Origin of the sequence: Synechococcus sp. BA-120 BA3 (genome assembly GCF_034931285.1) — a bacterium.
GTDB lineage: Bacteria > Cyanobacteriota > Cyanobacteriia > PCC-6307 > Cyanobiaceae > Cyanobium.
The window spans coordinates 1-13,781 of the sequence record NZ_JAYGHZ010000280.1 but is presented as its reverse complement, the minus strand read 5'-3'; the positions used below and the strand labels follow the sequence as shown (position 1 = coordinate 13,781).

14 protein-coding genes are annotated in these 13,781 nt (G+C 67.7%); 11 read left to right on the top strand and 3 right to left on the bottom strand.

The window, feature by feature from the left end; all coding sequences use genetic code 11:
* The 3 genes from VB737_RS11145 to VB737_RS11135 form a co-directional block, all read left to right on the top strand.
* Window positions 1-1,458, top strand: a 1,458-nt coding sequence (locus VB737_RS11145; protein ID WP_500312979.1) for a DNA translocase FtsK, incomplete at its 5' end; no start/stop codon positions are given.
* Window positions 1,459-1,730: 272 nt separating this feature from the next.
* Window positions 1,731-2,390, top strand: a complete 660-nt coding sequence (locus tag VB737_RS11140; RefSeq protein WP_500312977.1) for a LolA family protein — start codon at window positions 1,731-1,733, stop codon at window positions 2,388-2,390.
* A 230-nt stretch (window positions 2,391-2,620) separates the two neighbouring features.
* Window positions 2,621-3,418, top strand: coding sequence for an exodeoxyribonuclease III (locus tag VB737_RS11135; protein ID WP_500312975.1), 798 nt, complete (start codon window positions 2,621-2,623; stop codon window positions 3,416-3,418).
* A gap of 3 nt (window positions 3,419-3,421) precedes the next feature.
* Here the strand turns inward: VB737_RS11135 and VB737_RS11130 are convergent, their stop codons facing one another.
* Window positions 3,422-4,828 carry an SLC13 family permease gene (locus VB737_RS11130; RefSeq protein WP_500312973.1) on the bottom strand — a complete coding sequence of 469 codons (1,407 nt, stop codon included), beginning with the start codon at window positions 4,826-4,828 and terminating at the stop codon, window positions 3,422-3,424.
* 166 nt (window positions 4,829-4,994) lie between these two features.
* On the opposite strand from VB737_RS11130, the gene VB737_RS11125 reads away from it, so the two are divergent.
* The 7 genes from VB737_RS11125 to VB737_RS11095 all read left to right on the top strand — a co-directional run bounded on the left by VB737_RS11125 (window position 4,995) and on the right by VB737_RS11095 (window position 9,015).
* Window positions 4,995-5,507, top strand: coding sequence for a jacalin-like lectin (locus tag VB737_RS11125; RefSeq protein WP_500312971.1), 513 nt, complete (start codon window positions 4,995-4,997; stop codon window positions 5,505-5,507).
* Window positions 5,462-6,391: an NAD(P)-dependent oxidoreductase gene (locus VB737_RS11120; protein ID WP_500312981.1), complete on the top strand. Its 930-nt coding sequence runs from the start codon at window positions 5,462-5,464 to the stop codon at window positions 6,389-6,391. Before VB737_RS11125 ends, VB737_RS11120 begins: the two co-directional genes overlap by 46 nt.
* Before the next feature lie 284 nt (window positions 6,392-6,675).
* Window positions 6,676-6,885 carry a type II toxin-antitoxin system HicB family antitoxin gene (locus tag VB737_RS11115; RefSeq protein WP_500312969.1) on the top strand — a complete coding sequence of 70 codons (210 nt, stop codon included), beginning with the start codon at window positions 6,676-6,678 and terminating at the stop codon, window positions 6,883-6,885.
* The gene (locus VB737_RS11110; RefSeq protein ID WP_500312967.1) at window positions 6,882-7,094 is read left to right on the top strand and encodes a type II toxin-antitoxin system HicA family toxin; all 213 of its coding nucleotides are present in this window, start codon (window positions 6,882-6,884) and stop codon (window positions 7,092-7,094) included. Before VB737_RS11115 ends, VB737_RS11110 begins: the two co-directional genes overlap by 4 nt.
* Window positions 7,095-7,875: 781 nt before the next feature.
* On the top strand, window positions 7,876-8,238 hold the full coding sequence (locus VB737_RS11105) for a DUF6508 domain-containing protein (protein ID WP_500312965.1): 363 nt from the start codon (window positions 7,876-7,878) through the stop codon (window positions 8,236-8,238).
* A gap of 113 nt (window positions 8,239-8,351) precedes the next feature.
* Window positions 8,352-8,636, top strand: coding sequence for a hypothetical protein (locus VB737_RS11100; RefSeq protein ID WP_500312964.1), 285 nt, complete (start codon window positions 8,352-8,354; stop codon window positions 8,634-8,636).
* 34 nt (window positions 8,637-8,670) lie between these two features.
* Window positions 8,671-9,015 (top strand): cupin domain-containing protein, encoded by a 345-nt coding sequence (locus tag VB737_RS11095; RefSeq protein WP_500312962.1) that lies wholly within the window; start codon window positions 8,671-8,673, stop codon window positions 9,013-9,015.
* Window positions 9,016-9,045: 30 nt separating this feature from the next.
* Here VB737_RS11095 and VB737_RS11090 read toward each other — a convergent pair whose 3' ends face one another.
* Window positions 9,046-11,841 carry a valine--tRNA ligase gene (locus tag VB737_RS11090; protein WP_500312961.1) on the bottom strand — a complete coding sequence of 932 codons (2,796 nt, stop codon included), beginning with the start codon at window positions 11,839-11,841 and terminating at the stop codon, window positions 9,046-9,048.
* A 48-nt stretch (window positions 11,842-11,889) separates the two neighbouring features.
* Window positions 11,890-12,936, bottom strand: a complete 1,047-nt coding sequence (locus tag VB737_RS11085; RefSeq protein WP_500312959.1) for a sensor domain-containing diguanylate cyclase — start codon at window positions 12,934-12,936, stop codon at window positions 11,890-11,892.
* Window positions 12,937-13,056: 120 nt separating this feature from the next.
* Here VB737_RS11085 and VB737_RS11080 point away from each other — a divergent pair, with 120 nt between their 5' ends.
* Window positions 13,057-13,707, top strand: coding sequence for a DUF2157 domain-containing protein (locus tag VB737_RS11080; RefSeq protein WP_500312957.1), 651 nt, complete (start codon window positions 13,057-13,059; stop codon window positions 13,705-13,707).
* Window positions 13,708-13,781 lie beyond the last annotated feature (74 nt).

Below are 13,781 nucleotides of genomic sequence, written 5' to 3'. Positions count from 1 at the left end.
AAGCCGGAGAAGCGGGTCGGCGCGGTCGACGAGGCCGCCCTGAAACAGAATGCCCGTTTGCTGGAAGAAGTGCTTCAGGAGTTCGGCGTGCGCGGCTCGATCGACCAGATCCGGCCCGGGCCCGTCGTCACCCTCTACGAGCTGGTCCCGGCACCGGGCGTGAAACACGGCCGCGTGGTGGCGCTGGCTGACGACATCGCCCGGTCGATGTCGGCCCGCGCCTGTCGCATCAGTGTGGTTCAGGGGCGCAATGCCATCGGCATCGAGCTGCCCAATGCCAAACGCGAGACTGTGTATCTGCGCGATCTGCTGGCCTCGGGTGAGTATGACAAGCCCGCCCATCTGTTGCCGCTGGCGCTGGGCGAGACCATCGGCGGCGAGCCCTATGTCGCCGATCTGGCGCGCATGCCGCACCTGCTGATCGCGGGGACCACCGGCTCGGGCAAGTCGGTCGGGGTCAATGCCATGATCCTGTCGATCCTGTACCGGCTGAGCCCCGACGAATGCCGCTTCATCATGATCGACCCCAAGATGCTGGAGCTCAGCGTCTATGACGGCATTCCCCACCTGCTCAGCCCGGTGGTGACCGACCCCAAGAAGGCGGTCGTGGCCCTGAAATGGACGGTCCGCGAGATGGAGGATCGCTATCGGCGTATGTCCAAGCTGGGGGTGCGCAACATCGCCGGATACAACGCGCGGGCCAAGGAAGCCCAGGAGAAGGGCGAACATTTCGAACGGACCGTCCAGACCGGTTTCGACGAGCAGGGTCGACCGGTCTATGAATCCGAGAAAATTCGCCCCGAGCCCATGCCCTATCTGGTCGTGGTCATGGACGAGATGGCGGACCTGATGCTGGTGGCCGGCAAGGACGTCGAGGGCGCGGTCCAGCGTCTGGCCCAGATGGCCCGGGCGGCGGGTATCCACCTGATCATGGCCACCCAGCGCCCCTCCGTTGACGTCATCACGGGCACGATCAAGGCGAACTTCCCGACCCGGATATCCTTCCAGGTGACCTCGAAAATCGACAGCCGCACCATTCTGGGTGAACAGGGCGGCGAGCAGCTGCTAGGCCAGGGCGATATGCTGTACATGGCCGGTGGTGGCCGCATCACCCGCCTGCACGGCCCGTTCGTGACCGACCGCGAGGTCGAGGAAGTCTGTGCCCACCTGCGGGCGCAAGGGGCGCCCGACTATCTGGACCTGATCACCGACGAGCCGGATGGCGACGGCGGGGACGGCGGCGATGACGGCGGAGGCACCGGCGATGACCTCTATGACCGGGCGGTGGCTGTGGTCACCCGCGACCGCAAGGCCTCGACCAGTTACGTCCAGCGTCGCCTGCAGATCGGCTATAACCGCGCCGCCACCCTGATCGAGCGCATGGAACAGGAAGGCGTGGTCAGCCCCGCCAACCATGCCGGCAAGCGCGACGTGCTGGCCGGCCCGCCGCCTCTTTAGTAACGGGCCCTAACGCTCGCCGCGCGGCGGCTCGCTGCTTGAGGGCGGGATTCTTGGCCCTAACGCTCGCCGCGCGGCGGCTCGCTGCTTGAGGGCAGGATGAACCCGCGCGCGGGAAGGGCGTTGATCGGGGCCGGTGCGGCATGGAGCCCCGATTTCGATGAACGGGGCTTCATCGCAGCGCCGGAATATGGTCAGGCTGGGGCCATGACCGCGCCTTGTAGACCGGGGATGGTCGAGCCTCGATCCGCTTCACTTTCAAGGATGATTTCATGACGACGCCTCACATCCTGTCCCGCCGCGATTTCGGCCTCGGCGCCGCCCTGGGGGTGACCGGACTGCTGGTCAGCGCGCCCTCGGCCATGGCCCAGGCAGGGCTCTCGGCCGAGGATCAGGCCGTTGTGGCCCGCGCCCAGACCTATCTTCGCGGCCTGACCTCGGCCCAGGGCGAGTTTGTCGAGACGGGCGCGGGCGGTCAGCGCCGCACGGGCCGGTTCTGGCTGCAGCGCCCCGGCAAGATGCGCTTTGAATACACCAGTCCCGAAGGCCTGCTGGTCGTCTCGGATGGCAACAATGTCATGCGCTATGACCCGCGCCTCGAGGTGTTCCGCCAGGTGCCGCTGAGCGAGACGCCGTTGTCGACCTTCCTGTCGCGCGAGGTCCGGCTGGACCAGGGCGTGCGCATCGACCGGGTTGTGCGTCGGGACTCCGGGGCCTTTGCGCTGGTGGCACGCGATTCCCGCCGCCCGAACGACGGCTCCGTCACCCTGGCCTTTGCCGGCGATCCGATGCGTCTGCAGGAATGGACCGTGGTTGATGCCCAGGGCGCGCGGACGCGCACCCAGCTGACCACTCTGCGGCCCGCCGGCAGTCTGTCGAACAGCCTGTTCCAGCTGCGCGACCCGACCCGCCGTCCCGGACGCAATCGTTGACGCTTGCGCGCTGTCGGCGAATCGTGACGAAAGAACCACATTGGATCGCCCCCGCGCTACGGTTTGACTTTTTTGGTTTTGCGTTGCAGAATGGGCACAGGCTGGAAACAGCCATTTGACCGCTACGGATGTCATCCCCCTCCCTGCGGCAGAGACGCCTCTGAAGACGCCCGGTCTTGCGGCCGGGCGTTTTTTTGCGCGGGCTCCCAAACCCCTGCTAAGGCGGGCCCATGACCCTTCGCCTGACCACCTGGAACATCAACTCCGTCCGCCTGCGCATCGATCAGGTCGCCCGTTACGTCAGCGAAAGCGCGACCGATGTCCTGCTGCTGCAGGAGATCAAATGCACCGACGACCAGTTTCCGGTGCGCGCCTTCGAGGAGATGGGCCTGCCGCATCTGAAGATCGGCGGCCAGAAAGGCTGGCACGGGGTGGCCATCGCCAGCCGCCTGCCGCTGGACGAGGCCCCGAACCTTGGCCTGTGCCGCGAAGGCCATGCGCGCTGCGTCCCGGCCACGGTCAAAGGCGTCGAGATCCAGAATTTCTACATCCCGGCAGGCGGCGACCTGCCCGACCGGGCGCTCAATCCGAAATTCGATCACAAGATGGATTTCTATGAGCGGTTGACGGCCCATATCGAGCGTCGGGACCCGGGCGCCAGATTGCTGCTGGCCGGAGATTTCAACATCGCGCCCGGCGAGTTCGACGTCTGGAACCACCGTTACATGCTCAAGGTTGTCAGCCACACCCCGATCGAGATCGAGACCCTGACACGGCTGCAGCAGGCCGGGCAATTCAGCGACGCGATCCGCGACGCCTTTCCTGATCCCGAGAAACTGGCCAGCTGGTGGAGCTATCGGGCCCAGGACTTCCGCAAGTCGGCCCGGGGGCTGCGCCTCGACCACATCTGGACCTCACCCGGCCTGACCCCGGCGGTCGTGCCGGGCAGCGCCCGCATCCACGAGCCGGTGCGCGCCTGGGAGCGGCCCAGCGACCACGCGCCGGTCAGCGTCGATCTGGACGTGTAGGGCTCAGAACGGGAAGAAGATCGGGATGGCGACCATGGCCGCGGCCCAGGTGATCAGATTGAGCGGCACGCCGATGCGGACAAAGTCCATATAGCTGTAGCCGCCCAGCTGATAGACCAGCACATTGGTCTGATAGCCGAAGGGCGTGGCAAAGGCCGCCGAGGCCGCCATCATCACCCCCACCAGAAACGGCCGGGGGTCGACGCCGAGACTGACGGCGAGGGCCACGGCCACGGGGGTGATCAGAACGGCCACCGTCGCATTGGACAACAGTTCGGTAGCGATCAGGGTCACCCCGTAGAGGATGATCAGGGCCGCGAGCGGTCCAAACGGCCGGATGACATCAATCAGCAGGCTGGCCCCGGTCTGGCCCAGACCGGTCACCTCAATGGCGATGCCGAGCACCACCATTCCCGCGATCAGCAGGAGAATATCCGGTCGCAGGCCGGAATAGGCCTCTTCCGCAGTAAGAATCCGGAGCAGGATCAGCGCCACCGCCCCGCCGAAGGCTGCTGCCGCAATCGGAATCCAGCCCATGCCGGCCGCCAGAACGACCAGTACAAAAATGCTCAGCGAAACCATGGCTCGCTTGAACTCGAACGGCCGGTCGGCGGCGGCATAAAGCTTGATGTCACCGAGCTGGGCGTCCCCGGATCCATCCTCAAGGTTGCGGTGCCCCCCGAGCCGCGGAAGGTTGAAGGGCAGGCGAAAGCGCCGGGCCTCTCTCCGGCTTTCAGCCTCGAGGCGGGCTTCCTCGGCGCGCTTGCGACGCAGGGCCTCGGCCTCATCGTCGGCAACCGCGCGGCCCAGCTGGCGCGCACCCACGAAATACAACCAGAGCGCCCCACAGACGGCGATGGCCAGACCCACCGGCGTGATCTCGAACAGGGTGAACACCGGCTGGCCGACGTTTCTCGCCATGTCATTGACCAGCAGATTGGTCGAGGTGCCGATCAGGGTGCAGGAGCCGCCCATGATGCTGATGTAGCTGAGCGGGATCAGGAACCGCTTCGGCGAACGGTTCAGCGTTTCGGCCACGTCCTTGATGACCGGCGCCGCCAGCACCACGATCGGCGTGTTGTTCAGCAGGGCAGACGCGGCGCCGCACAACATCATGACGATCCACAGACCCGCCTCACCGAGAAGCGCGCACAGCTTCGTCGCCTGCCGGATCAGCAGGCCGAGCAGGCCCGAAAGTTCGATGGCGTAGGCGATGACGAAGAGGGAGGCGAGCGCGATGACGGCAGGACTGGCGAAGGCTGCCTGGACCTCGACAGGCCGCACCACACCCAGCAGCAGCAGCACCGCCGCCCCGGCCAGGGCCACGACATCCGCACGCACCCGTCCATGGATCAGCACGCCGACCACGGCCACCAGCACGGTCAGGGCGATGATCTGGTCAAGGGTCATCCGCCCTCAAGACGCGTCGGCGGGCCCGCCGTCAATACGGGTAACGGAAATTCGTCTTGCGGCCAGAGTGTGCTAAGGCCTTGGCATGCTTGGGATTGCGACTGTCAAAACACTGCGGGATCGGCCTGTCGTCCGCCTCGGCCTGGCCGCAGGACTGGTTCTTGGGTTGGCCCAGTGTGACCGCGAGCAACGAGAGCAACCCGTCGACGCCGAGCCGATCATCGAGACCCCGGTACCCGAGCCGGATATACCCACTCCGACGACGCTCGACCGCGCGGCCTTTCTTGGCGCCATATCGCGGGCCGGATCGGCCTATGCCACCGGCGCGACCCCCGGCGGGGGCGATCCGCTGGAGCCGGAGCTCCATGGCGGCGGCGGCGGTGGCGACCGGGGCGTCCTGCAGCTGGCGGAAGGGGTGACAATCCGCCGCATCGAGGGCCTCAGCGGCAGCCGCGTCGACCGGCTGTTCCTGAGCAGCAGCGACGGCCAGCGCATCGGCGGCGGCGGCGATGCCGGCAACCGCCCGGTCGATTGGGCTGTACCCGAGGACAGCGTGGTGCTGGGCTTCAGCGGCCGCAGCGGCCGCGAACTCGATGGCCTGCGGGCCGTGGTGGCCCGCTTCGGGCCGCTGAGCTGGCAGCCGCTGGAAGCGGAAGCCGACGAGCCAGAGCCCCGGTAGGTTGGCGGCCGCCGCAGGGCCGCACCGATGGAGATCAGCCTGCTGGGCACCGGCCTGCTGGGGGCGGCGATCGGCGAGCGGCTGCTGGGCAGCGGCTACCGGCTCACGGTTGGAACCGCCACCGGGAGCGCTGCGGGCCGCTGCTGGCCCTGGGCGCGTCGGTGGCGGCCACGCCGGCCGAGGCCGTGGCGAGCACGGAGGTGGTGATCACGGTGCTGAGCGATGGCCCCAGCACGCGGGCCGTGCTGCTGGAGCAGGCCGGCGCGGCCCTGGCGGGCCGGCTGGTGCTGCAGGTGGCCACGATCGCGCCGGAGGAGAGCCGGGAGCTGGCTGACGCACTGGCGGAGCGGGGCGCGGAGCTGCTGGAGGTGCCGGTGCTGGGCAGCCGGCCGGAGGCCCTGGCCGGCACGCTGCAACTGATGGTGGGCGGCGAGGCGGCGGCCCTGGAACGGGCACGGCCGGTGCTGGCGGCGCTGGGCGGTGAACCGCGGTTGCTGGGCCCGGTGGGGGCGGCGCTCACCACCAAGCTGGCCCTCAACCAGCTGATCGCCAGCCTCACCCACAGCTTCAGTCTCAGCCTGCATCTGGTGCAGCGGGCCGGGGTGGACGTGGAGGCCTTCATGGCGATCCTGCGCGCCAGCGCCCTGTACGCCCCCACCTTCGACAAGAAGCTGGCCAAGGAACTGGCCGACGACTACGCCAACCCCAACTTCCCCACCGCCCACCTGCGCAAGGACCTGCTGTTGTTCCTGCAGGCGGCCCGTGGGGTGGGCCTGGAGACCGAGGGACTTGATGGGCTGGCAACGCTGCTGGAGCGGGCGACGGCCGCCGGCCTGGATGGGCTGGATTACAGCGCCCTGCATCGACTGACGGCGGGGATGTAGCGGGTCAATCCACGATGATTCGGCGTTCCAGCGGCACCCGAACCGGACGCATGGCTCAGAATGAACAACTCGATGTGAAACACGATGCCATGCCGTGATGATCAACCGAGCTCCGTCTGTAGGCTCATGGTGGTTCGCGGAAAGGCGGTGAGGCTCGGCCGTGGTTCTCGGAAACCATCCAATAAGCGTTAGCCGAATCCACGACATGGGTACAGAGCCAGCCAATGGGAGACGGCGCCAATTTCCTGAGTTGTTGCTACGATGGTCTTAGTGGTAGATCGGCGATGAATTTCACTTTGGAGTGCGAACAAGAACATGATGGACGCTGGATCGCAGAGGTTCCTGAGCTACCTGGCGTTCTTTCGTATGGCACCTCTGCTGCAGATGCAATGTCAAAGGCTGAGATCCTGGCTCTACGAGTTATTGCCGACAGGCTTGAGCATGGTGAATCCGAGCCTGTGAGCATCACCCTTTCGCTTCCCATCAGTGCATGAGTCTCTGGCCTTCAGTCAAGGCGAAGAAAATGTTGGCAGCCCTACACGCCATAGGGTGGCGTGTAAAGCGCCAGTCAGGATCACACAAGACTCTTCAACGTGCCGGATATCCCGATTATGTCTATGCGTTCCATGATGGTGAGGAGATAGGCCCGAGAATGCTATCCCGAATTGCAAAGAATACCGGTCTTCAGCCGACTGACCTATGAGGCGCGCGTGAAATCGGCTAACACAGCCATTCACCTGACGCGCCCCCGGTCACTCCCCTCGCCCGTGGGCGTCCGTTTCACATACTCATTGCGGCCTGGTGATGGCCAGCGTTAAGCCCACACCCCTCCCTTATGCACATCGCATGCGCTGACATTGGCTCCGTTGCGCAAGGCAATTTTGCGTGGGCCGCTTGCGACGGCGCCACTGGGACTCTGCCATCCGAGCTTGCCGAATACGTTGCACGTCGGCTTAACGCCAGGGAGTCAGTTGCTCTCGGCTTCGAGTGTCCGCTCTTCGTTCCTATTCCCGAATGCGAAGGCGACCTCGGAAAGGGAAGGCCGGGCGAAGGCTCGCGTCCATGGAGCGCCGGGGCGGGAGCGGGGGCACTGGCTACGGGGGTGGCCCAGGTCGCCTGGGTATTGGCGCGGACACGGTCACTCATCAAAGGACATGTCAGTGGGCATCTGAACTGGGACGATTTCATCAAAGCCGCGCCTGGCAGTCTTCTTGTGTGGGAGGCTTTCGTAACCGGTGCAGCCAAGGGGGCCGATCACAGGGAAGACGCCCGTCTGGCTGTGAAGCATTCAGGGACTCGCTGCGCTTTCCTGCAAGAGTTTCTGCTATTCACGTGCAAGGCCCAGTGCAGTCGTTGGCAGGTGCTGCACTTCTCCGCTCGAACTGGTCATCGAACCTGGCCCTCCTGAACCAGGAGTGCATCGTTCTTCGTGTAGGCGAGAGCTAGTCTGACACCATCAAGGACCCCTAGACAGGCTGAACGCAGTGGCAAAAGAAAAGCGTCCGGACTGGCTTCAGCTCGTGGCATGGATTGATCGACTCGAAGATGCTAGATCGCTCGATAGCGATTCAACGGCTCGATTCCATACCATCCATGAGTTCATGGAAACGCTTTACGCTACTCAAGTTGTCTATTCATTTGACTGGTCAAAATGGCAAGAAGTTGCGGAGCACCTGTACGAAGACCCTGCGGCCCTGAGAGCAGCCACTCTTTCGGATCTTCGCAAGCTGCTGACCGTGCATGCCCGCAAAGACCGCTTCTGCGACGGACACTTTGAGGCCGTTTTGGATTCGGGGCACCTGGTTGCTGTTCTGCGTGAAGTGGCAACACGATTCAGAGCGCCGTGAGGTAAGGCCAGACAGCAAAGCAAGCTCACAAGCATGCTGGACCGACATAGCCTGTCAACACTCACGGGATGGATGATGGAACGCCTTCATCCAAGCCACCTTCATCCAGCCAGATGTTCAGCCTCAGGGGAAAGGTCCGCGTGGAATCGCAAGGACGCTCCGGCGATGTCGTCATCACCCTCCCTGATGGGGATGTGCGCTTCTGGTGGGAATTCGGCGGTGGTGACTGCATCGCCATCGTTCAGGTTCCTGATGCGCAGCAGTGGGAGCGGCAGGCCCTGCTCCATCCCTATCCGCGGGTCGCGTTTCTCGAGGCCCTGGCAGCGGAGGTATCGGCTCAGCAATGCCCCGGTGCCACCCACTCCATCTCCGAGACCTTCATCGCGTTCTACCGTTGAAGGGCACGGAAGTCCGGCCACGGACCCCGAAGCGATGACCCGTTACCTCCCCACCGAAGAGCAGCGCTGGACCTCCATCGATGTGCGGGGGATCCCGATGCAGGCCTGCCGCCTGTGGGAAGGGGATCACAACGTGGAATCGGGGCTCTACCGGCTGCCCGCGGGCCTCACGATTCCCTCCCATCACCACCCCTACTGGTGCCAGGTGTTCGTGGTGCAGGGGACGATGGAGGTGCAGGCCGGCGGCGAGGAGCCGCACACGATCAGCGCGGGCGGCTTCTACTTCGTGGAGCCGGGCGACACCCACCGCGAAACCGCCGTGGAGGACAGCCTGCTGCTGGTGATCTGCGAGGAGGACCGGCCGGCGTTTCGCCGCTGAGGCGGCGGCGGCCCGATCCGCCCGGGCTCCTCAGCCCAGATCCGCCAGCCGCTGCCGCGCCAGGGCCGCCTGGGCCTCGGCTTCGGCCAGGTTGGCCTTGCACTCGGCCACCACCTCGGGCGGCGCCTTGCCGGCGAAGTTGGGGTTGGCGAGGCGGCCGGCCAGGCCGGCGATCTCCTTGGTGGCCTTGGCGATGTCCTTCTCCAGGCGGGCGCGCAGGGCATCGAGGTCGACCAGGCCCTCCAGGGGCAGCAGCACCTGGAGCTCGCCGCTCACCGCCGCCAGGGCCCGGGTCGCCGGCCGGGCCGCCGCCGCCGCCGGATCCAGCACGGTCACGCTCTCCGCCCGGGTAAGGGTGGTGATGTCGGCACTGCCCTCCCGCAGGACTGCAGCCAGCTGCTCGCGGCCGGTGATGAACAGCACCGGCGCCCCCTGATTGGGCTTCAGGCCCGCCACGGCCCGCAGGTTGCGCACCACCCGGATCGCCTCGATCAGCTCGGCGAACGACGCCTCCAGGCCTTCATCGAGGGCGGCCGTGCCGGCCGCCGGCCAGGACTGCAGGGCCAGGAAGGTGCCCTCGGGGGCGCCGGTGAGCCCGTGCCAGAGCTCCTCGCTCAGGTGGGGCATCAGCGGATGCAGCAGCACCAGCAGCTCCGCCAGCACCTTGGCCAGCACCTGCCGGGCCACGTGCTGGTCGGCCAGCACCTCGGCGGTGAGGGGCTCGCCTTCCACGGCGGGCCGCGGGTTGAGGCGGCGCTTGAGCAGCTCGATCGTCCAGTCGCAGACCTCGTTCCAGGCGAACTCGTAGAGCCCCTTGGCGGCTTCCCCCAGCCCATAGCTGCCGTAACGCTCGGCCGTCTCGCGCTTGACCCGCTCCAGCCGCGACAGGATCCAGCGGTCGGCGAGCTGCAGGTGGGCGGGGTCCGGCGCCCCCAGGCTGGCGGGCGTCTCGCCGCCCAGGTTCATCAGGGCGAAGCGGGTGGCGTTCCAGAGCTTGTTGGCGAAGTTGCGCGCCGCCTCCACGGTGGCGGAGCTGCCGTCGCTGCGGTCGTAGTCGAGGCGGATGTCCTGGCCGGCACCGGCCACCTCCCGCACCAGGGCGAAGCGCAGGGCATCGGCGCCGTAGCGCTCGATCAGCGGCAGCGGATCGATGCCGTTGCCGGCGCTCTTGCTCATCTTGCGGTTGTTCTCGTCCCGCACCAGGCCGTGGATCATCACGTCGGCGAAGGGCATCCAGGCCTTGCCGGCGCCGAGGGGCTGCATGGCGCCGGCCAGCATCGTCATGCGAGCCACCCAGAAGAAGATGATGTCGAAGCCCGTCACCAGCACGCTGGTGGGGTACCAGCGGGCCAGATCGGCGGCCTCGCCCTCGGGCCAGCCCAGGGTGGAGAAGGGCCACAGGCCGCTGGAGAACCAGGTGTCGAGCACGTCCGGGTCCTGTTCCAGCTGCACGTCACCAAACTGGGCCTCCGCCCTGGCGGCGGCCTCGGCGGCATCACGGGCCACCACATACGGCGTCGCCTCGGTGATCACGCCGCCGGTCTCGCTGACCACGAACCAGGCGGGGATGCGGTGGCCCCACCAGAGCTGGCGGCTGATGCACCAGTCACGGATGTCGGTGAGCCAGTCGCGGTAGACCTTCTCCCAGCGTTCGGGCACGAAGCGGGGCGCGCCCCCGTCGAGGGCCTCCCGGCAGCGGGCCGCCAGGGGCTCGGCACGGGCGAACCACTGGGTGGAGAGCAGCGGCTCCACCGGCACCTTGCCGCGATCCGAAAAGGGCACGCTGTGGCGGTGGGGCTCCACCTTCACCAGGAACCCTTCCGCCTCCATCGCCGCCACCACCGCCTTGCGGGCCTCGAAGCGATCCAGGCCGGCGAAGCGGCCGGCGGCGGCGTTCATGCTGCCGTCCTTGGCCATCACCGTGATCAGGGGCAGGCCGTGGCGGCTGCCGATGGCGAAGTCGTTGGGGTCGTGGGCGGGGGTCACCTTGACGCAGCCCGTTCCGAAGGCCGGGTCCACGTGCTCATCGGCCACGATCGGGATCTGGCGCCCCACCAGGGGCAGGGTGATCGTCTGGCCCACCAGGGCGGCGTAGCGCGGGTCGGTGGGGTGCACCGCCACGCCGGTGTCACCCAGCAGCGTCTCGGGGCGGGTGGTGGCCACCACCAGATGGTCGGTGCCATCGGCGGCCGGGCCGCCTGAGAGCGGATAGCGGAAGTGCCAGAGGTGACCGTCCAGCTCCTTCATCTCCACCTCCAGATCGCTCACCGCCGATCCCGAGGCCGGGCACCAGTTCACCAGGTATTCGCCGCGGTAGATCAGCCCTTCCTCGTGCAGGCGCACGAACGCCTCCACCACCGCCGCGCTGAGGCCCGGATCGAGGGTGAAGCGCTCCCGGCGCCAGTCGACCGAGTAGCCCAGCCGGCGCAGCTGGCCCACGATCGTGCCGCCGCTCTCCCCCTTCCAGGCCCAGGCCCGCTCCAGGAAGGCGTCGCGGCCCAGGTCGTCCTTGCTGCCGCCCTCCGCCTTGATCTGCTTCTCCAGCAGGGTCTGCACCGCGATCGAGGCGTGGTCGGTGCCGGGCAGGCACAGCACGTTCTTCCCCTGCAGGCGCTGGAAGCGGACGATCGTGTCGATCAGGGCCGTCTCGAAGCCGTGGCCCATGTGCAGGCTGCCGGTCACGTTCGGCGGCGGGATCACCACCGAGAAGGGCTCACCCGGGGCGTTCGGATCGGGATGGAAGGCACCGGCCTCCTCCCAGGCCGCCTGCCAGCGCGCCTCGGTGGCGGCCGGGTCGTAGGTCTTGGGCAGGGGCTCGGCGGACACGGGGGGCCTGGGGCAGTGGGCCCATGGTCGCAAAAGGGGGGCCGGCGCTCAGCAGCCCGGCTCCGGCTCCAGCTCCACCCGGTTGCGCCCCCGTTCCTTGGCCCGGTACAGCACCTGATCGAGCCGGTGGAACCAGGCTTCGGCCGACTCCCAGGGCCGTCGCTGCACCACCCCGGAGCTGATCGTCACCCGTCCCACGACCGCGAAGGGCTCCGCCTCCACCCGTTGCCGCAGCCGCTCCGCCATCTGACGGGCCTCCTCGGCACGGCTGTTGGGCATCAGCACCAGGAACTCCTCGCCGCCCCAGCGGCCGACGCCGTCGCAGCTCCGCAGCTGGGCTTCCACCCGTCGACCCAGCTCCACCAGCACCTGGTCGCCGGCCAGGTGGCCGAAGCGGTCGTTGACGTCCTTGAAGTGATCGATGTCGAAGAGCACCAGGGACAGGTCAGCGCCGTAGCGATCGGCACGGTCGATCTCCCGACGCACCCGCTCATCCAGTTCCCGCCGGTTCCAGAGCCCCGTGAGGCCATCGGTGGTGGCCAGCAACACCAGCTTCCGGTTGGCGGCCAGCAAGGCCTGGTTGGCCGCCTCGGCCTCGGCCCGGGCCTGCTGCAGTTCGAGCGCCGTGCGCTTGCGCTCGGTGATGTCACGGCTGACCCCCAGCAGCTCCAGGAAGGCCCCCTGCTCGTCCAGCACCGGCAGGGCGATCACGTCCATCCAGACGGTGGATCCATCGCGGCAGTAGTACTCCAGCTCGCCGCGGAAGGACTGGGGCGCTCGGCCGGCCTGCAGGTCCTCGAGCAGCTGGGTGAAGTAACCCAGGGAGATCGCCAAGGAGTCGGGGGGATGGATCTGCTCGATCGGCTGGACCATCGCCTCCTCCGGCGTCAGGCCCCGGAGGCTCTCCACCGCCTGACTGACCGAGGTGATCGAGCCATCAGGCGCCATGGTCCAGATCACATCCCTGGCGTTCTCGGCCAGCAGCCGATGGCGCTCCTCGATCAGGCGCCGCTCCCGCTCGGCGGTCCTGCTCCGTCCGTCAGCAGGGCTGTCGACGGGCGAAGGATGGGGCCGTGGCGCTCCGATGTCCGGCAACGGGACGGATCAGAGGATCTCTGCATCATCCACATCGCCCCGCCCTGCCGCTTTGCCCCGGCGGAAAACATTCACGCGGAGCGCGGAGACTGGGCCACCCTGTCCCCGTAGCCTCAGGCCATGGCTGACGGCTGGGAATCACGGCTGGAACGCTGGCGGCAGGCGGGCCTGATCGATGCCGAGGGCGCCGAGGCGATCCTGGCCTGGGAGCGGGCCCAGCCCGGCCGCCGGCGGCTGCGGGTACCGGTGCTGGTGGCCATCGCCCTGGGGGGCGTGCTGGTAGCCGCCGGGCTGCTGCTGTTCGTCTCCACCCACTGGGCGGCCCTCGGGCCCGGCCAGCGCTTCGGCCTGCTGCTGGCGCTGGTGGTGGGCCTGCACGGGGGAGGCGCCGCCGTGGAGCGCCGCTTCCCGCCCCTGGCGGTGAGCCTGCACGGCGTGGGCACGGTGACCCTGGGGGCGGGCCTGTTCCTGGCCGGCCAGCTGTTCCATCTCGAGGCCCACTGGCCCCTGGGGCTGCTGCTCTGGGCCATCGGCGCGGGCCTGGGCTGGGCCCTGCTGCGCCAGTGGCCCCAGCTGGCGCTGCTGGCCCTGCTCGCGCCGGCCTGGCTGCTCAGTGAATGGCAGCGGGCCGTCGATGCCGCCACCGAGGCACTCCAGCAGGGATCCGGGGATCCGACGGCCGTGCTGGCGCCGGCGGCGGGTCTGGTGCTGCTCAGCCTCAGTTATCTGGCGGCGCCGGCGGGGGCGGGCGGGCAGCTGAAGGGGATCTGAGCGGCTGCAGCCCCACGGTGGCCGCCAGTTTGGCGAGCTTCGGATCCGGCTTGTCGGGAGCCGGGCTGCGCAGT